General features: G+C 55.7%; 20 protein-coding genes. 12 read left to right on the top strand and 8 right to left on the bottom strand.

All coding sequences use genetic code 11. The features are described from left to right. The 9 genes from SANT_RS11150 (at position 1) to msrA (ending at position 7,487) form a co-directional block, all read left to right on the top strand. Positions 1 to 744 (top strand): creatininase family protein, encoded by a 744-nt coding sequence (locus SANT_RS11150; protein WP_025422372.1) that lies wholly within the window; start codon positions 1 to 3, stop codon positions 742 to 744. After that, a complete protein-coding gene (locus SANT_RS11145) occupies positions 731 to 1,162 on the top strand; it encodes a PTS sugar transporter subunit IIA (RefSeq protein WP_025422371.1) in 432 nt (143 codons plus the stop codon). The genes SANT_RS11150 and SANT_RS11145 overlap by 14 nt, the downstream gene beginning before the upstream one ends. A 50-nt stretch (positions 1,163 to 1,212) precedes the next feature. Continuing rightward, entirely contained in the window at positions 1,213 to 1,497 is a 285-nt protein-coding gene (locus SANT_RS11140) for a PTS sugar transporter subunit IIB (RefSeq protein WP_025422370.1), read from the top strand. Further along, on the top strand, positions 1,494 to 2,804 hold the full coding sequence (locus tag SANT_RS11135; protein WP_025422369.1) for a PTS ascorbate transporter subunit IIC: 1,311 nt from the start codon (positions 1,494 to 1,496) through the stop codon (positions 2,802 to 2,804). Before SANT_RS11140 ends, SANT_RS11135 begins: the two co-directional genes overlap by 4 nt. A gap of 17 nt (positions 2,805 to 2,821) precedes the next feature. Further along, positions 2,822 to 3,562, top strand: a complete 741-nt coding sequence (locus SANT_RS11130; protein WP_025422368.1) for a sugar isomerase domain-containing protein — start codon at positions 2,822 to 2,824, stop codon at positions 3,560 to 3,562. 13 nt (positions 3,563 to 3,575) lie between these two features. Beyond that, positions 3,576 to 4,322, top strand: a complete 747-nt coding sequence (locus tag SANT_RS11125; RefSeq protein ID WP_025422367.1) for a GntR family transcriptional regulator — start codon at positions 3,576 to 3,578, stop codon at positions 4,320 to 4,322. Between the two features lie 128 nt (positions 4,323 to 4,450). Further along, positions 4,451 to 4,972, top strand: coding sequence for a peptide-methionine (R)-S-oxide reductase MsrB (gene msrB / locus SANT_RS11120; protein ID WP_237234608.1), 522 nt, complete (start codon positions 4,451 to 4,453; stop codon positions 4,970 to 4,972). Positions 4,973 to 5,005: 33 nt separating this feature from the next. After that, positions 5,006 to 6,754, top strand: coding sequence for a cytochrome c biogenesis protein DipZ (locus tag SANT_RS11115; RefSeq protein WP_025422365.1), 1,749 nt, complete (start codon positions 5,006 to 5,008; stop codon positions 6,752 to 6,754). A 13-nt stretch (positions 6,755 to 6,767) separates the two neighbouring features. Beyond that, the gene (msrA, locus tag SANT_RS11110) at positions 6,768 to 7,487 is read left to right on the top strand and encodes a peptide-methionine (S)-S-oxide reductase MsrA (RefSeq protein WP_025422364.1); all 720 of its coding nucleotides are present in this window, start codon (positions 6,768 to 6,770) and stop codon (positions 7,485 to 7,487) included. Positions 7,488 to 7,510: 23 nt separating this feature from the next. Here msrA and SANT_RS11105 read toward each other — a convergent pair whose 3' ends face one another. Together SANT_RS11105 and SANT_RS11100 are read right to left on the bottom strand one after the other, a co-directional pair. Then, positions 7,511 to 9,016 (bottom strand): sensor histidine kinase, encoded by a 1,506-nt coding sequence (locus SANT_RS11105; RefSeq protein WP_025422363.1) that lies wholly within the window; start codon positions 9,014 to 9,016, stop codon positions 7,511 to 7,513. A 10-nt stretch (positions 9,017 to 9,026) separates the two neighbouring features. Then, entirely contained in the window at positions 9,027 to 9,749 is a 723-nt protein-coding gene (locus tag SANT_RS11100) for a response regulator transcription factor (RefSeq protein WP_025422362.1), read from the bottom strand. Positions 9,750 to 9,913: 164 nt separating this feature from the next. Between SANT_RS11100 and SANT_RS11095 the strand changes: the two genes are divergently transcribed. After that, the gene (locus tag SANT_RS11095) at positions 9,914 to 10,207 is read left to right on the top strand and encodes a hypothetical protein (RefSeq protein WP_025422361.1); all 294 of its coding nucleotides are present in this window, start codon (positions 9,914 to 9,916) and stop codon (positions 10,205 to 10,207) included. A gap of 187 nt (positions 10,208 to 10,394) precedes the next feature. Here SANT_RS11095 and SANT_RS11090 read toward each other — a convergent pair whose 3' ends face one another. Together SANT_RS11090 and SANT_RS11085 are read right to left on the bottom strand one after the other, a co-directional pair. Then, positions 10,395 to 11,225, bottom strand: a complete 831-nt coding sequence (locus SANT_RS11090) for a phosphoenolpyruvate hydrolase family protein (RefSeq protein WP_025422360.1) — start codon at positions 11,223 to 11,225, stop codon at positions 10,395 to 10,397. Continuing rightward, entirely contained in the window at positions 11,215 to 12,453 is a 1,239-nt protein-coding gene (locus SANT_RS11085; protein WP_025422359.1) for a Tm-1-like ATP-binding domain-containing protein, read from the bottom strand. Before SANT_RS11085 ends, SANT_RS11090 begins: the two co-directional genes overlap by 11 nt. Positions 12,454 to 12,675: 222 nt before the next feature. Here SANT_RS11085 and SANT_RS11080 point away from each other — a divergent pair, with 222 nt between their 5' ends. Together SANT_RS11080 and SANT_RS11075 are read left to right on the top strand one after the other, a co-directional pair. Further along, positions 12,676 to 13,293 carry a TetR/AcrR family transcriptional regulator gene (locus tag SANT_RS11080; RefSeq protein WP_025422358.1) on the top strand — a complete coding sequence of 206 codons (618 nt, stop codon included), beginning with the start codon at positions 12,676 to 12,678 and terminating at the stop codon, positions 13,291 to 13,293. Positions 13,294 to 13,440: 147 nt separating this feature from the next. Next, positions 13,441 to 14,085, top strand: a complete 645-nt coding sequence (locus SANT_RS11075) for a DUF2268 domain-containing putative Zn-dependent protease (protein ID WP_025422357.1) — start codon at positions 13,441 to 13,443, stop codon at positions 14,083 to 14,085. A gap of 299 nt (positions 14,086 to 14,384) precedes the next feature. Here SANT_RS11075 and SANT_RS11070 read toward each other — a convergent pair whose 3' ends face one another. The 4 genes from SANT_RS11070 to SANT_RS11055 form a co-directional block, all read right to left on the bottom strand. After that, a complete protein-coding gene (locus SANT_RS11070) occupies positions 14,385 to 14,654 on the bottom strand; it encodes an HPr family phosphocarrier protein (RefSeq protein ID WP_025422356.1) in 270 nt (89 codons plus the stop codon). After that, positions 14,651 to 15,523, bottom strand: coding sequence for a class II aldolase (locus SANT_RS11065; RefSeq protein ID WP_025422355.1), 873 nt, complete (start codon positions 15,521 to 15,523; stop codon positions 14,651 to 14,653). The genes SANT_RS11070 and SANT_RS11065 overlap by 4 nt, the downstream gene beginning before the upstream one ends. Before the next feature lie 68 nt (positions 15,524 to 15,591). Continuing rightward, complete coding sequence (locus SANT_RS11060) at positions 15,592 to 17,067, bottom strand: FGGY-family carbohydrate kinase (protein ID WP_038668491.1); 1,476 nt, start codon at positions 17,065 to 17,067, stop codon at positions 15,592 to 15,594. Beyond that, positions 17,060 to 18,418 carry a PTS galactitol transporter subunit IIC gene (locus tag SANT_RS11055; RefSeq protein WP_025422354.1) on the bottom strand — a complete coding sequence of 453 codons (1,359 nt, stop codon included), beginning with the start codon at positions 18,416 to 18,418 and terminating at the stop codon, positions 17,060 to 17,062. The genes SANT_RS11060 and SANT_RS11055 overlap by 8 nt, the downstream gene beginning before the upstream one ends. Between the last annotated feature and the right edge of the window lie 12 nt (positions 18,419 to 18,430).

The following is an 18,430-nucleotide window of genomic DNA, read 5'->3' as shown; positions in this document are numbered from 1 at the left end:
ATGCGACTCGATCTCCTTAACGAAAGCCAGGCAAAGCAGGCGCTGACGCGGGCGCGTATTGCTCTGCTGCCCCTCGGCGCGACCGAACCCCATGGCGATCATCTGCCGCTGGCGACCGATAATCTACTGGCGGAACGCTTTTGCGCCAGGCTGGATGCCGCGCTAGGGGAGGTTGCGCTCACGTTGCCGGCGGTGCCCTATGGCCAGGTCTGGTCGTTACGCGGTCATGCGGGCGCGATCGATCTCGGTAACGATCTGCTCACGGCGTTGCTGATAGCGCTGGCGCGCAATATGCAGGGTTACGGCATTACCAGCATGGCCGTTATCAATGCGCACTACGGCAACTTCGACGCCATCAAAAGCGCCGCGCGCCACCTGAAGGAGCACGATATGCATCTGCTGAGCTACAGCTGGGCGGGCATGGCGGAGGCCGTGGCCCGCTTGCAAGAGAGTAAAACCGCCCGTGCCGGCTACATGCATGCCGAAGAGATAGAAACCTCGCTGATGCTGGCGTTAGCCGAGGAACACGTCGATATGCGTCAAGCCCGCGCGCACTATCCTGACTTCCCTGACAATTTCAACGCCCGGCCGATACATTGGACCGAGTTTTCAGATTACGCGGTGCTGGGCGACCCTACCGCCGCCAGCGCGGAAAAAGGCCGGGCGCTGGTGGATGCCGCTTTCCATGCCACCTTGGCGTCACTCACGCGGCACCTGGAGGAAACGGCCCATGATAGATCCTAACGCTGTCGTCACCCATTGCGACGCCGCCACGCCTGAGCAGGCGATCGCCGCGGCGGGGGACGCCTTAAAGGACGTAGGGGCCTGCAATGACGCCTACGTGCGGGCGATGGTGGAAAATTACCATCAGTTCGGTCCCTACTTTGTCATCGCGCCGGGGTTGGCCATGCCGCATGCGCGCCCGCAGCAGGGCGCACGGCGGGCGCAGATAAGCCTGGTGCGTCTGGCCACCCCGCTCACGTTCGGCCACGACGAAAACGACCCGGTGTCGGTGCTTATCGGATTGTCGGCGACCGACGGCGACAGTCATATTGCGCTGATACAGCGCGTTGTTACCGTGCTGGGCGAAACGTCAAAACGAACTATTTTGATGACCAGCCGTGAGCGCGACGACCTGTTACACCTGTTTCAAACATCTTGATGCCTAGGCGCTATTGCCGGCGAGTTTGCCGTTACTGAGGAAAGCAGCGTATGAAAATTTTAACCGTCTGTGGTTTAGGGATGGGCTCCAGCCTAATCCTGAAAATGAACGTGGAAACGGTATTGCGCAAGCTGGGGCACGGTGCCTCCGTCGAGCATATGGACGTTTCCTCCGCGGCGTCGGCCAGCGCCGACCTGGTGGTGACCCATAGCGAGTTTGTCGCCGGTCTGCGCCATCTCGCCTGCCCGGTGGTCGTGGTCAATAACTTCATTGATCAACAAGAAATCGAGCGCGCGCTGGTCGCTTCCGGGCTGTTCAAGGGAGACGCGTCATGAGCGATTTCATTCATGTTCTGCACTGGATAACGGTCAATATTTTCGGCGAGGCCTCAATACTGATAGGGCTTATCGTGCTGTTGGGCCTGGTGCTGCAACATAAGCCGCTGGCGGATATCGTCTCCGGCACGTTAAAAGGCATCCTGGGATTTTTGATAATCGGCGCGGGCGCCAGCATTATCGTTGCTGCGCTGCTGATATTCCAGCCCATCTGGACGGAGGTGTTTGGCCTGCAGCAAATGAGCCTGACCCATATCATGGGACAGACGCATTTCAGCGAGCGTTACGGCAGCAGTGTGACCATCGCCATTGCCGCGGGTTTTGCCATTAACCTGCTGCTGGCGCGGCTGACGCGCTTTAAATACATTTACCTGACCGGACATATGATGTTCTGGACTGCCATGATCTTCGCCGGGGTCATTGTCAACAAGCGGCCGGACGTATCGCCGGTGACGCTTACGCTTGCGCTGTCGCTGATCCTGGGCGTTTACTGGACCTTCCAGCCGGCGCTGGTACAGCCCTGGGTACGGCGCATTACCGGCAACGATAACGTGGCGCTCGGCCACTCATCCGCCTCGGTGGCGCTGCTCGGCGCGCTGGCGGGCAATCTTTTCGCCCGCCACAAGGTGAGCGCCGAAGATATTAAGGTGCCGAAAAACCTGGGCTTTTTGCGCGACTCGAACGTGGTGACCGCCCTGACCATGACGCTGCTGTTTTTTATTGGCACCTTGCTGCTGCAAATTAAAGGTTCGCCTAAAGCGCAGGAAATCCTGGGCGAGTCCGGCGATCTGAGCTTTTATATCTTCGCGCTCAAGCAGTCGCTGCTGTTTACCGGCGGGATCGCGGTGGTGTTGCTCGGGGTGCGCATGTTTATCGGCGAAATGGTGCCCGCGTTTAACGGCATCGGAACGCGGCTGGTGCCGGGCGCGCGACCGGCGCTGGACTGTCCGATTATTTTCAATTTTGCCCCCAACGCCGTAGTCTTGGGGTTTATCGGCGCGTTCGCCGGCTCCCTGCTGTGGCTGATGGTTATCGGTACCACCACCGGATATGTCTTTATCCCCAGTATGATCGTGATTTTTTTCCATGCCGGCACCGCCGGGGTGTTCGGTAACGTGACAGGGGGCTATAAAGGCGCGCTGCTGGCGGGGTTTTTTACCTCCACGCTGGTGGCATGGGGGCAGTATTTCTGCGTGAGCTATCTTATCAATAACACTATCCCCGATACCGCGCTATGGGCCGGCGACAGCGACATGTTCGTGCTGGCGCCGTTGATTGCCTTCATCGGTAAATTTCTCACCTTTTAAGCCGCAGGGGAAACAGGATGAGTAAAGCAACCGACGCTTATGTGCAGGCCATCCGCACCAGGCTGGATCGGCTCGAGAGTAGCGCCCCCTCTTTAGACGCGGCCGCCGCGTTGATGGCCGATGCCGCCCTCAACGGCCGCAAGCTGTTTGTTTTTGGCGCCAGCCATGCGGGTATCCTAACCGAAGAGCTGTGTTATCGCGCCGGCGGACTGGCGATCGTCAATCCGCTGTTTTGCCCCGCGCTAATGTTAAACGTCAGGCCGCTACCCTTGACCAGCGCGCTGGAGAACGTGGAAGGGCTCGGACGCGAGCTGGTGCAGGCGTCGCCGATAGCGGCGGGGGACGTGGTGCTTATCCATTCGGTATCCGGCCGCAATGCGGTGCCGCTCGATGTGGCGCTAAGCGCGCGCGCGCGCGGGGCCCATGTCATTGCCATTACCAGCCTGGCGACCGCCGAACGGGTCAGCCCGCGCCACGCGTCGGGCAAGCTATTATGCGAGGTGGCGGAGGTGGTTATCGATAACCTGTGCGACTATGGCGACGCGGCCGTAAGCCTGCCGTCCCTTGACCAAAAAGTGGCGCCGCTCTCTACAGTTATGGGGGCGACTATCGGCAATCTCTTGGTGATCCGCATCAGTGAAATCATGCTGGCCCACCGGCAACCGCCGCCGGTATTGGCCAGCGCCAACATTGACGGCAATCAGAAGATCAATCAGGATATATTTAACCGCTATCACAGCCAGATCCACTATCTTTGATGAAGGCGACAGCATGGAGCCTCTGGGCCTACCGCTTTACTTGCGGATAAAAAACATCATTCTGGAACGGATTATTGCTTTTTCTTATGTTGAAAAACTGCCCGGCGAGCTGGTACTGGCCGGGGAGTTCAACGTGGCGCGCGGCACGGTCAAACAGGCCATCGATGCGCTGGTGCAGACCGGCATTCTGTTTCGCGAACAGGGCCGGGGCACCTTTATCAATCGCGATATTCTGCAACATTACTACAGCAACTTACCCGATCTCTTGCTGCGCTTTACCGGCAGCGCGCCGGTCGCCCTTGAAATCGAGTCGCTGATGCCAACCATGGCCGATGGCGATATCGGCGTGAAAATGGGTCTGGCCATCGGCAGCCAGCTGCAGCGCCTTGAGCGGTATGTAAAGCAGGACGGGCGGGTGGTGGGTCATGGCGTCACCTGGCTGGACGGTAGCGCCTATAGCGGCCTGAGCCATATTGAAGAGGGACGCTCGCTTTATGCCCAGCTGTGCGAAAGCTACGGTTTCTCACCGGTCAAGGCCTGCGACAGCGTGGTGCCGGCATTGTGCAGCGCCCGGCTGGCCCGGATCCTGTCGCTGCCGGAGGGCAGTCCGCTGCTGCGCCTCGAACGCCGCGCCGCCAACGCCGAGGGTGCGATACTGGAATACAGCCAATTTCACCTCGCCGACGCAGAGCTTTCCCTTACGATCGACGCCCGCCAAATCACCAGCGACGGTCGCTGGCAGTGTACGGTCGCCCCCTGACGCCGCCGCGTCCTGCAACGCACCGGTAAACCGCCGAGAAGTTATCACGAAAAAGTGAACATTTGCGGAGGATTTGGTAAGCATTTTCTCTGTAAGTTGACATCATTGCTTATTTTATGGGTGAGGCGATGATGTTAAATCGACGACATTTTTTGGTGGGCGGCGGCGTTTTCGCCCTCGGGCTGGCGGCGGCGGGGCGCTTGCCCTCGCTGTTTGCCGCTGACGTGGGAACAGGCGCGGCGCCGGTGGATGAAAAATTTGCCATTACCCATACCGATGCGCAGTGGCGGCGGCAGCTGACATCCGCGCAATACCTCATATTGCGTAAACAGGGCACGGAAACCCCCTACTCGAGCCCGTTGAATGATGAACATCGCCGGGGCGTGTTTGCCTGCGCGGGCTGTCATCTTCCTGTTTTCTCCTCCGCCGCGAAATTCGACAGCCATACCGGCTGGCCCAGCTTTTGGCAGCCGCTGGAAAATGCCGTCGCTACGCGCCGCGACACGTCGTTTGGCGTGGTGCGGGATGAGGTGCATTGTCGCCGGTGCGGGGGACATCTGGGCCACGTCTTTGCCGACGGCCCGCCGCCGACCGGGCTGCGCTATTGTATGAATGGCCAGGCAATGCTGTTTACGGCGGATAACGCCTAAAATTTTTTCCTAGCCAGAACAAGGAACTTGTCAATGCTGGTTGTCTTTCTTGCGTATCTGGGCGGTCTGCTGACCATTGCCAGCCCCTGTATTTTACCGGTGCTGCCGTTTGTTTTTGCCCGCGCCGACAGGCCCTTTATCCGCAGCGGCCTGCCGCTGCTGGCGGGTATGGCGCTGACGTTTACGCTATTTGCCACCCTTGCTGCCGTCGGCGGGGGATGGGTTGTGGCGGCGAACCAGTACGGACGCGGTGCGGCGCTTATTCTGATGGCGCTGTTTGGCGTGACCCTGCTGTTGCCGCGGCTGGCGGAGCGGGTAATGCATCCGCTGGTGTCCGCGGGTAACGCGTTGTCAAACCGGATAACCGCGGGTCAATCGGCCGGGGCGGGCAGCGCGTTTTTACTGGGGATTGCCACCGGGCTGTTATGGGCGCCGTGCGCCGGGCCGATCCTGGGGCTGGTATTGACCGGCGCCGCGCTACAGGGCGCAAACCTCAATTCGACGCTGCTGCTGCTGGCCTATGCGGCAGGCGCCGCGACCTCGCTTGCGTTGGCGTTGCTGATAGGCGGCAAGGTTTTCAAGGCCATGAAGCGTTCTCTGGGCGTCGGGGAGTGGATCCGCCGTGTCCTTGGCGCGGGTATGCTGCTGGGCGTCGTCGCCATCGCCTTTGGGCTGGATACCGGCGTGCTGGCGCGGCTTTCCACCAGCTCAACCGGCGGGATTGAACAGACGCTGGTGCAAAAACTCTCGCCCGGCGCGACGGAAACCGTGCCGGCGCCCGCCAGCGCCCAAACCGTTGCCGGTGAGGCGCCGGCGCTGACGGATGAGGGCTTGATGCCGTCGCTGGACGGCGCCGTGCGCTGGCTGAATTCGCCGCCGCTGACGACGGCGTCGCTGCGCGGCAAAGTGGTGCTGGTCGACTTCTGGACCTACTCGTGCATTAACTGTTTACGTTCGCTGCCTTATGTCAAAGCCTGGGCGGAGAAATATCGCGATCAAGGGCTGGTGGTGATAGGCGTGCACGCCCCAGAATTCGCCTTTGAAAGAGATAGTGATAACGTGGCCAAAGAGGCGAAAAAACTGGGCGTCACCTACCCGGTAGCGATCGATAACGACTACCGCATCTGGCGGGCGTTCAACAACCAATATTGGCCGGCGCACTATTTTATTGATGCCTTTGGCCATATCCGCTACACGCATTTTGGCGAAGGTGATGATGACCAATCGGAGCGGGTGATCCAGGCGCTGTTGCGTCAGGCGGGGGCGAAAAACGTCACTGATAGCATCAGCCAGGTCTCGGCTACGGGGGTAGAGCAGGCGGCCAGCGGCCAGTACGACATTTCGCCGGAAACCTATCTCGGCTATAGCCGGGCGGAAAATTTCGCCTCCGGCGAGGTGAGGGCGGACAGGGCGGCGGATTATGTCAAACCGGCTACGCTACCGCTCAATGCATGGGGACTGGCGGGGCGCTGGACCATCAACGATGAGCGTATCACGCTCAATAGCGAGCGCGGCAAGATTATCTATCGATTCCACGCCCGTGACCTGCATTTGGTCCTCGGGCCGAGTCAAGCGGGCAATCCCGTCCGCTTTAAAGTGCTGATTGACGGCCGTGCGCCGGGTGAGATGCACGGCGCCGATGTGGCTGCCGATGGCGGCGGCACGGTGACGGAACAGCGCTTGTATCAGCTGATTCGTCAGCCCGACGGCAGCGGTGAACACACCTTTAGTATTGAGTTTGACGAGGCGGGGGTGAACGCCTACGCCTTCACCTTTGGTTAGCGAGGAGATGATGATGAAAATAGCGACCGGCTCTGGTTTTTCCCGCCGGATCCTCAGCATCGGCGCGTCGGTTCTGGTTATCGCCGCACTGGGGTTCCACCCCGTCGCCTGGTCTGAAGCCGAACCCGCCGTTGCCATTCCGGCGCCATTGCAGGACGAAGCGCCGGGGACGGCGCAAAGGGAAACCGCCGTGTTTGCCGGCGGCTGTTTCTGGGGCGTGCAGGGCGTCTTCCAGCACGTCAAAGGGGTGATCAGCGCCACGTCCGGCTATACCGGCGGTAAGGCCCGCACCGCGTACTACGACAGCGTAAGTACCGGGCTGACCGGACACGCAGAATCGGTTCAAGTTACCTTTGACCCGCAACGGGTCACCTACGGCCAACTGCTGCATATATTCTTCTCCGTGGCGCACAACCCGACGGAGCTCAACCGTCAGGGCCCGGATTACGGCACGCAATACCGCTCGGCGTTATTTCCGCTGAGTGCTGCGCAGGGGAAAGTTGCAAAGGCGTATCTTGCCGAGCTCAACCAGAGCCACCGTTTTAGCGCACCGCTGGTGACAACGATAGAGGAAAATGCGACGTTCTATCCCGCGGAAAACGACCATCAGGACTTCCTGAATAACCACCCGGACTATCCCTACATCGTCATCAACGATCTGCCAAAGCTTCAGCAATTGAAAAAGTCGTTCCCGGCGCTGTGGAGCACCGCGCCGGTCTTGGTGAAAGGTTAAGCGTCACTTGCGCTGGCGCTTTTTCACCTTTCAAGACGGGTCGGCCCGCTGTTTTTCTGACTCAGTGCGGTAAGAGCAAACTCGAAACAGGCGCCCCCTTGCGGGGCATCCACCAGCGAGACAACGCTGTTATGCAGCAGCAACATACGTTGCACAATCATCAGCCCGAGCCCACCGGGACGGTAGCGTTGCTGACTGAGAACCGACGGACGAACGAATAAACTCTCTTTGAGCTCATCAGCAATCCCCGGCCCGCTGTCCTGGAGGCGCACTATTACCTCATCCTGCCGCGTCGAAAGGCGGATATCAATCTGGCCATTTTTTGGCGTATGGCGGACGGCGTTATCCAATAAATTGGTCAGGACCCGCTCGATCATGCCCAAATCGGCATAGACCAGCGGCAGACCCGGCTGCATGGCGGCCACCAGCCGCTGCTGGCGTGCCTCGGCGGTCAGGGCAAATTTCTCTAACACATCCTGAACCAGTTCACCCAGGGAGAATGCCTCTTTTTTGGGTTCGACCACCCCGTATTCCAACCGCGCCAGCTCGAACAGCTCTTGCGCCAGCCGGCTCACTTTTCGGCTCTGATGCACGGCGATATCCAAAAAGCGCTGGCGCTCCGCTTCGCTGAGGCTTAAGGATTTTACCGACAGCGTTTCCAGATAACCCTGCAACGACGTCAGCGGCGTGCGCAGATCGTGCGAGACATTTGCGATAAATTCCCGACGCAGCCGATCTTGGGTCTTCAGGCTTTGCCACTGTTGATCAATACGCTGAGCGAGGCTGACAAACGCCTGCTGGATCAGGGCTATCTCATCGCGCGGCGCATCGGCGGACGGGGTGCTTTGCGCCAGCGCCTGAATAGCCCCCATTCCCCCTTTATCTAAGGTGGCGATTTGCGCCGCCAGCTGGCGCATCGGTTTGGTGACCCAACGAAAGGCAAGGATCCCCGCCAGCGTGCCGAAGATGATGACCAGCACCATCGAGCGCAGGGTTATCCCTATCGCCGACAGATATTGCGCCTGGCTTGAGAGCATTGTGTAATGCTCGCCGAGCAGCACGATGTAGACGTAGCCTTTGACCCTATCGCCCATTTTCAGCGGCGCCACGCTAAAGACCTGGCGGGTCTTGGGATCGCGCGGGTTATCGCCATATACCGGCATCTGCGCGCCGGCGAGCAGCGCCTGAATCGGCCGTAGGTCAACGGTTTTTTGCTGAATTTTCCCTGCTGGCGCGGCGCTGCTGATGATGTTGCCCTGTTGATCCAACAGATAAACTTCCACGCTCGGATTCACCGACATCAACTGGCCAAACAGGGAATGGACCGAGGCTTGATTCAGCCCGTCCTCGCTCAGCAGCGGGTTATTGCTGGCAATCTGTGCGGCCAGATTGGCCGATAGGCGCTGTATAACGCCCTGGCTGTATTCATTGGCGGAGCGCACCTGCAAAAAACCGGAAATAAAGCAGCTGGCCAACAGCAGCGCGGTAAAGGCCAGCACCAGACGCCGGGAGAGAGTCATATTGTTCATGGCGGGCTTCTTATGTATTGTCAATTGCGGGAGCGAATTTATACCCCATGCCCCAGACGGTCAGCAGGCGTTCCGGCTCCGCCGGATTGCGTTCTATTTTGAGCCGCAGCCGATTAATGTGCGTGTTGACGGTATGCTCATAACCCTCATGCTGATAGCCCCAAACGTGATTGAGCAGGCTCAGGCGTGAAAACACTTTGCCGGGATGTTTGGCGAAAAAATAGAGGAGATCGAATTCGCGCGGCGTCAGCTCCACGGGCCGTTTATCCAGATGGACTTCGCGGGCGAGGGGGTCGATAACCAGACCGGAAAAACTCAGGGTACCCGCATCTATTTTCATATTGCGGATCATGGCTTCTTGACGGCGAAACAGCGCCTTAACGCGCGCCACCAATTCCAACATGGAAAAAGGCTTGGCCAGATAATCATCGGCCCCCAGCTCCAGCCCGAGTACGCGGTGCACTTCGCTGGCGCGGGCGCTGATAATAATGATTGGCGTATAGCGCGCCATATTGCGCGCCCGGCGGCATATTTCCAGCCCGTCCACCCCGGGCAGCATCAGGTCGAGAATCAGCGCGTCCCAGCCGCCTTGTTCCAGCAGGGCGACGCCCTGATGACCATCAGGCGCATGCGTAATGTCAAATCCTTCATCATGCAGATGCAGCGTAAGAAGATGAGCGATATCGCCATCATCTTCCACAATCAGGATTTTTTTTAACGTGTCCCCGGCCATGATGCCCCTCTGTTTTGCCTTCTGTCTGTTGCAGTTTACACAACCCCATCTACCGTCGTTGAGATATCACATATTGTTTAAGTTTACGCGAGGCTTTGGGGAACACGTATGCCGGACAATGACAGGGTTACAGTCAGTGTATTCACCCCCTCAAGGAGAACGCGATGAAAAAATTAATCATGCTGGCCCTGTCCGCCGCCTGTTCACTGGTCACTACGGGGTCGGTCTTTGCGGCAGACGCGACGACCCAGAACGCAGCCGCGGCTCAGACCCAGACCTGTGTGCAACACCAGGGTAATGGCAAGGATCCGAACTGCATGAAAAACGGGGACGCCCCGCAGTCCATGATGAAATCTGATAAGCATGACGGCACGATGATGATGAAACCGAACCAAGCTCAGCAGGGATCAATGATGATGAAAAAGAATGACATGAACCATGAGAACGCGGGTCAGTAACGGTTCGCTTATGTTGATGCTCGCTGGCAACACAGACCGCCGTGCGCGATGTCGCCAAGATGTCGCTCACGGGAAGCGTAGCGCCCGTGACTCGCCGGGCGCTACCCGCGCATTAATAAAGCGCGGCCAGACCCGGCGCGGGTCGGAGCACGAAACCCCTTTATCCCAGGTGTTGGTCCTGCCGCCCTTAACGGCGGAGGGCTTTAAACTGCCGCGTTGTCTCGGTCAGGGCAATTTCCGTCGGCAGGCGCTCCATGGAGCTGGCGCCGTAAAAACCATTCACCAGCGGGCAGTGGCGCAGGATATAGGCAGCATCTTCCGGCGTAGCGATAGGACCGCCGTGGCACAGGATAATGATATCGTCACGAACGGCTCTGGCGGCGGCGGCCCATTCGGTGATCATGGCGACACAATCGTTCAGGGTGGTCGCCGTTTCGGCGCCGATATTGCCGCCGGTGGTCAGGCCCATGTGCGGCACCAGGATATCCGCTCCGGCCTCGGTCATGGCGATAGCATCCTCTTTACTGAAGACATAAGGCGTGGTGAGTAATCCTTTCTGGTGCGCCAGCCGGATCATATCCACCTCCAGAGCATACCCCATCCCTGTCTCCTCCAGGTTTTGGCGAAATTTACCGTCAATCAGCCCCACCGTTGGAAAATTCTGCACACCGGCAAAGCCCTTGCGGGCCAGCTCATCCAAGAAGCTATCGAACTGACAGAACGGATCGGTGCCGTTGACGCCGGCCAGTACCGGCGTGGATTTGACCACCGGGATCACCTCTTTTGCCATCTCGAGAACTATCTCGTTGGCATTGCCGTAAGCCAGTAAACCGGCCAGCGAACCCCGTCCCGCCATGCGATAACGTCCCGAGTTATAAATCACAATAAGATCGATACCCCCGGCTTCTTCACATTTGGCCGACAATCCGGTCCCGGCGCCGCCGCCAATGATCGGTTCCTGGCGGCTCATCATTTGTCGGAAACGGGCAAGTAATTCTGTTCTACGGTTAGTTGTCATGGGCTGTTCCTGTGTTTAGAAGGCTATTCATTTCGCGGACGGCGGCAGCGGCAAACGGCGCGCTGTTAATATGGCAGTCAAGTTTTATCGCTCGGCGGGTCGCCGAGGGTTGGAAATGTTGCTCAAAACTGGCAATAAATGCCTGGTCGGCGGCGGGAGACCAGAACGCCTGACCTTCATCATCCAGCGCGGAGAAGCCGCGTAAAGGAATCAAAAAGCGGACGTCGCCCCGGCAGCGGTTGAGTTTTTCCGCTATCCAGCGTCCCATAATGGCGTTCTCTTCCGGCAGGGTGCGCATCAGCGTGACCTGCGCGTTGTGGGTGACTAACTGACGCCGGCGGTACTTTTCCGGCACTTTGTCGCGGGCGCCAAAGTTGACCATATCCAGCGCGCCGCACGAACCCACCCAGGGAATGGCATGGTGTGCTATCACATCCAGACGCTCGGGCGAACAGGCCAGAACGCCGCCAAATAACAGATCGCCAATCTCTGTCAGGGTGATATCCATAATCCCGTCCAGTAATCCCTGGCGGGCAAGGTTTTCCATGGCGTTGCCGCCGCTACCGGTAGCATGGAACACCAGGCTGTCATAGTTCTCGCCCAGCAGCGCGCTAATTTGCGAAACGGCGGGGGTCGTGACGCCAAACATGCTGAGCGCCAGGGCCGGTTTATCTTCCACGCTCTCTTGCGGCATAAATGTCATCGCGCCGGCTATTTGCGCCGCGGCATTGGTCAGTACCTTGCGTGAAATACGGTTAATGCCCGCGACATCGGTTACCGAGTAGAGCATGGCAATATCGCTGGCGCCGATATAGCCGGCGATATCGCCGGAGGCCATGGTAGACACCATCAATTTAGGGATGCCGATCGCCAGGTCTTGCATGGCCGGGGTAATAAGCGCTGTTCCGCCGGAGCCGCCTAAACCGAGCAGGGCGCCGACATCGTTACGGGTCGCCAGAAAATGGCGAAAAGCCAGGGACATCGCTGCTATCGCTTGACCGCGATCGCCGCAAAACACCGCTTCCGGCCCCTGGGGATGATAACGGGCTATATCCTGTGGCGTGAAGTCAATATCGCCGGGTGCCGTGTAGGGACGGGTGGACAGATCTACGGTCTGGGTGGGCACGCCGGCGTTGCGGATAATCTCGCTGACAAACTGTAATTCGCGACCTTTAGTATCCGCCGTCGTGGCGATCCAAGCCGCTTTCGTTGAAGGTCTCAGCGTCATGTGAGCACTCCTGTAGGGTAGTATTATGGGGCGGCATCTTGTCATGCTGCTGTCTTGTGCCGTTTTATCATTCGGCTTTTTGCTACAAGCGGCAAGCCGTCTAAGGCAATTTTGGTACATAAGTCCCAAAATTTTGGTACTTATGTCTTATTTTTTGTTGTCGGCTATTTTTTGCCTGTCGTAGCGGGTATTCTCTCCCTTCTGCGAGGGGCTGAGGGCGGTATGAGCGATAAAGTCATTTTTGTTTCGCGTAAGCAAATGAAAACCCGGGCATTGATGGTGGAGCAGGCGATGGCGCTATTTGCCCAGGGGCTAGAGCCGGGCGTCGCTGAAGTAGCGGAAAAGGCCGGGGTGTCCCGTTCGACAGCCTATCGTTATTTTCCCACCCAGAACGCGCTGGTCATGGCGATGGTTGAAGAGAGCCTGGGGCCGGTGATGAAGTGGCAACCGACGCAGAACAGCGCCGATGAACGGGTTCGCGCGCTGCTGGCGTTCGCCTGGCCACGGATTTTTATGCATGAAGGCGTGTTGCGTGCCGCATTAAAAGTTTCGCTGGAGCAGTGGGCCGAATCCCGCAAAGCGGGCGGTGCGGAGCAAATGTTCACCCGCGGCAACCGGCTGCGTTTATTAACCAAAGCGCTACAACCCTTGGCAGCCCGGTTGGCGCCGGAAAAAATGCAGCTGTTGTTAAACGCGCTGGCCGTGATATACGGTACCGAATCGCTCGTGGTGTTGAAAGATATCGGTCACTGCGCCGATGAGGACGTCATGGCGATCACCGAGTGGATGGCCATGGCGATGCTGGAGAAAGCGCTGCGGGACAGCCAGGTTGACGATTGACGCCGTCAACGCGGGGTGGACGCGGCAACCGTCCTCGACAGGCGGCGCGATAGTCGTTGGTTGACTAAGTAACGCCATTGACCGAATACAGGCCGGATGTCTGCTGACATGTGGTGACTTAATGACTCTTTTTAGGCTGACAACATCATGCCAGAGATGACCCTCCATCTGTTGAATGCGCAGCAGAAACTTACCGCGCATTATCAATGGATCACTACCTGCCTAACGGACACCTACGCCCAGGCCAACAGCGTCATGCCGCTGCCTTCTCTGGATGTTGTGGTGAAATCGGGAACCTTTGTCATCCCAGAAAAAGGGCACCATGGCTTTTGTCCCGAGTCCGGCGTTGTGTATATTACGGTTGATCTTGAAAACCCGGCATTCTGCAAAAACGACGGGCAATCACTTGAACGAATGTTTGCCCATGAACTCCACCATGCCGCGAGATGGGCCGGTCCCGGATACGGCGTGACGCTGGGTGAGGTCATTGTTTCAGAGGGGCTTGCCGGGCATTTCTCTCTTGAGCTTTTAGGGGGAAAGCCTGAGCTCTGGGAAAGCCTCAGCGCGGACGCAGTACAACCCTACCTTAAACAACTCCATGAAGACTGGGATCGCACGGATTACGACCACCATGCTTGGTTTTACGGCACCCGTCATTTGCCAAGGTGGTTGGGATACACTGCAGGCTTTAATCTGGTTTCCCGTTACCTGCTGACGGCGCCGAAATTACGCGCCTCAACGCTTGCGAATGCCAACGCTGAGGCGTTCAGAGCTTTTGTCCAAATCGAATAAAGCCAGCGAGGTAGACCTAAGCTCAATCTGGATTGCGACGATAAGCGAAAAGTAAGGCGGTCTGGTTTTTGCTCATAGCTGCCTTTTAAGCCTTACCTTTGGGCTGCTTTGTGCCAAAAGCAGAAGTTAAAAAACCTGAAAGCAGCCCTCTGTCGGGAGACGTCAGTACGGTAAAAAGGCAGAATCGTATCATGCGCAAAAAGATCCACACTTAGAAGCCAAAGCGCATCTGGTTTCAATATGGCAATAAGCGGTGCAATAGGTTGTTACTGCTCATGCACCGCTTGAGGGGCGTTGCACTATACGGACTCACCAAAACCATCAGCAAAGGCGGATTTTAATTCATTCATAAAGGCCAGTTCATCCTGTCCATCACAAATTAAATCAATCATCGTGTTTCCCTTTACACCAGCCCCCAAGATGCTCATCATTCCTTTGATGGGAATCTCTTTGTTATTATTAACCAGTGTTAATGACGACTGGTATTTTTTGACAATCTTAGCCAGTGTCGCGGCTGGTCGGGCATGTAAGCCTGTACTGTTCATAACGCGTACTTTTTGTCTAATCATACCTTCTCCTTAAGAAACATTGCAAAGGCCGGGTGAAGTTTATTCATCATTTGGATCTTAGAATAAACATCATCTTCAACAGCCTGTTTTGCATTTGCCATGACGCGAGCCAGATTAGCCTCGTTGTTATTATTGACCCAGGCCTTACCGACGGTAGTGATAAAGGCTTTGCGCAAATCACTAGCAATATTAACCTTTGCAACTTTGTAATTAATAAAGCTGCGAAGAATATCCGCTTCAATACCAGAACCGCCGTGAATAACCAAGGGCACCGGACTGACAGATGCAATGCGTTGTAGTAGCGGGATATCTATGCGTGGGATATCTTCAAGACCGTGGACATTGCCAATTGATACAGCCAGCATGTCACACCCTGTTTCTTCAACAAAGCGCTGGACTTTCTCCGGTTCAGTTTTACAGTCTGCTTCACTGACATGATCATCTTCTTTACCCAGAATTGCGCCCAGTTCGGCTTCGACAGGCACGCCAAATAGTTTACAAAAATCGACAGCTTCTCGGGTAAACGCAATATTTTCTTCGAACGGGAGCGCCGCGCCATCAATCATTACTGAGGTAAATCCGGCTCTTACTGCCTGCTTAACGTCCTCCAGTGTTTTTCCGTGATCCAGATGCAGGCTTACAGGGACATCCATTTTATCGGCATGCCGCTTAACAATTTCATAAATATAATCGTAACCAGAAAGCTGCGCATTCGTTGGCGCAATCTGAATAAAATTAGGTAATCCCGAGCGTTCTATTGCATTGAGTATGGAAATTGTTGTCTCAAGGTTTGTTGTGTTAAATGCACCTGCAAGTACATGCTTTTCCTTGATGCAATTGAGCAGAACCCTACCATTGACTAAAGGCATATTAACTCCAGATATCTTAGTGAAAAGTTAAATAAATTATCGTAATGCTGAGTTGCTAAGGTTATTCGTTAAAAAACTCCTTCCTGCAGTAATTTAAATTGATAAAATGTCAGCCATTGCTGCTTGAATGTTTTCAATTTTGCCGACCGTATTGCGTCAGGAATATAACGTCTGGCAATAGACACTGTCGGAGGAACAATATTCGGGCAGGCTATCAACAATGCCCCTACGGAGACAGTTTCATCAAAAGCTATCGCCTCGACGGGGCATTGAAGGATGTCAGCCTTCAACTGGAGCCAGTATGGATTTTTCACCGCAGGACCTATTACTTTTACAGTGCTGCCTGCCGGAATGTTAAAGCACTCGTAGCAGTGGGCAAACTCCATCGCCAGACCGATAAAAACACTCTCAAGGAGAGACTCTGGCGGGAGTGAATCCATCAGACCAAAAAGCAGGCCTCGCGTGTGCCGATTTTTATTTGGCGAACCAGATCCCCGCAGATGAGGAATGAACACAGGAACATGTTCTGCAGACCAGGAAGGCTGGAGATAATGCTCCATTGCGTTTTCCAGGCCTGTGTTTATTTCGTCATCTGTCAAACGGAACGTTTTTTTCACCCATTCAAGCGCATAACCGCCCACAGGAAGTGATGCAAAAAGCGTGAAAAGTTCAGCATCGGAATAACAACCATTTGCCAGATTGTCCTTCCGCGACTGTTCACATAGCGTTGGCTGAGTATTGAGCAGCAAAATACCCTCAGTCGTCCCGGTAGAATTTAGCACTTCGCCTGGTTGCATCTGTAATGCACGGGCGCCAACCATATGATCGTGGCCTGCAAGCGTGACTTTTACGTTATGAGAGAATCCCAACTCTTGTTTGAGCGTTTCGGTCATCCACCCGCCTACTTCGCCAGGCTTTATTAATGGAGCCAACACCTCGAAGGGTATACCGAGGATCCTGGCAGCTTGACGAGACCACTTTCGGCGAGTAACGTCCAGACACAACGTTCTACTGGCCATCGATACCTCAGTCTTTTTCTCACCCGTCATACGCCACAGCAGGACTTCTGGCGCGTGCAACCAGCAGATATCTCTTCGATCATGCAATGCGTAGTTATCAAGCAACCATCTCATTTTGAATGCTGAATAATTGCTGTGAGGTGGAAGCCCCGTAATAGCGTACAACTCCCTTGCCTCAGACTCGCTTAACGACGAGAGATAAGCTTCACCACGACGATCATACCAGGCCAGCATAGGGGTAAGAATGACCCCTTCCTCGTCCACGAAGGCACCAGACTCACCGAAACTCGCAATACTGATATCTTTGACCGGATACGGTGAATACGTCACCAGTTCTGCCATTACCTGCCGTAGTGCCTGCCACAGCGCTTCGATATCGAAATCAATTCCGCCTTTTTCCGACGCCTTTATGGGCGTTGGAAATTTACGAACTTCCAGAACTGACGCGCCATGACAGGAATAACAGCTGACTTTGCAGTTAGTTGTGCCAATATCGATGACAAGCGCTGCGCGGTAATCAGGCATAGACAGTTCCTTTTGTCAGACGGAAAACACCGTAAATAATTAGTGCAACCACCGGGACCAGACCGATAGCGATGATATTTCCGTTGAATATTTCAAGAATCCAGAAGCGGAAAGGATTGCCACCATCAAGGAAGCTTGATACCTGACCGCTTGATCCCTCAGCCATTTTGAAATTGACATCATTAGCCATGCCGGTAATGAATGGCGCAATTTTAGTCGCGATCCACAGGTCTGCGATGATAACTGGAATAGCGGTTATCACAGCCCGGAAAATATTGCCACGACAGGCTAGTACAATCATTGAGGCCATAACAGCCAGATTCGCAAGGTCACCGAGCGGCAGAACTTTATTGCCTGGCAGAAGAAATGCAATAAAAACAGAGATTGGCGTCAGGATCAGCGCTGTGGAAATAATGGCAGGGTTACCGACTGCTACCGCAATATCCAGCCCGATAAAGAGATCATCACGACCTGGATATCTAGCATTCAGGTATTTCTTGATAGCTTCAGACAGAGGCAGCAAGCCTTCCATCAGAATTCGCACCATACGCGGCAGAATGAACATGACACCACCGATGCTGATCCCCAACAGCAGGATATGCTTAAAGTCATAACCGGCAATAATCCCCAGCAGTACGCCAAGAATGGTCCCAACCATCATGGGTTCACCAAAGATGCCTAGCTTTTTCTGCACGTTTTCCGGATCAATATGAATGCGGTTCAGTCCAGGGATCTTATCTATTATCTTGTCGAACAGCAGCCCAACCGGAAAGAAAACCACGGATGATAAAGTCGGAAGTGAGATGCTTTCCAGACCAAAGTACTTAGCCACTAATGGTGCTGACCAGTCCGCCAGTTTGAGTACCACGATCGCGGCGACAGAGGCGGCAGACAGTCCCAGCACAAAACTCCCCGTGCTGTAGTAAACCAGCGTTCCTGCCAGGGCAAAGTGCCAGTAGTTCCACATGTCTACATCGACAGTTCGTGTCTTGTTCAGAGCCAGCATAGCGACGTTAATCAGCATTGTCAGCGGAATAACAAAGGGAGCAATCGGCGAGCCCCAGGTAATCGCAGCCAATGGCGGCCAACCTAAATCGACGACAGGAAGACTGATGCCGGTTCGTTCAACCATTGCCTGTGCTGCCGGACCGACATTGCTGGTGAGAATGTCAAAGATGGCATAAATTCCGACGAAGCCAATTCCGACAATTAACGAAGAGCGAAGTGCTTTTGCTGGTTTTACTTTAAAGAACAATGCCAGGAAGAACAGAACCAGTGGCAATAAAACCGTTGGGCCAAACCCTAACACATATTGCACAACGGTATAGAGGGCGTGTGCTATATCATTCATATCCTACCTCTT

The organism is Sodalis praecaptivus (genome assembly GCF_000517425.1).
GTDB classification, from domain to species: Bacteria; Pseudomonadota; Gammaproteobacteria; order Enterobacterales; family Enterobacteriaceae; genus Sodalis_A; species Sodalis_A praecaptivus.
The sequence above is the reverse complement of the archived record's forward strand: the minus strand, read 5'-3'. Positions and strand labels throughout refer to the sequence as shown.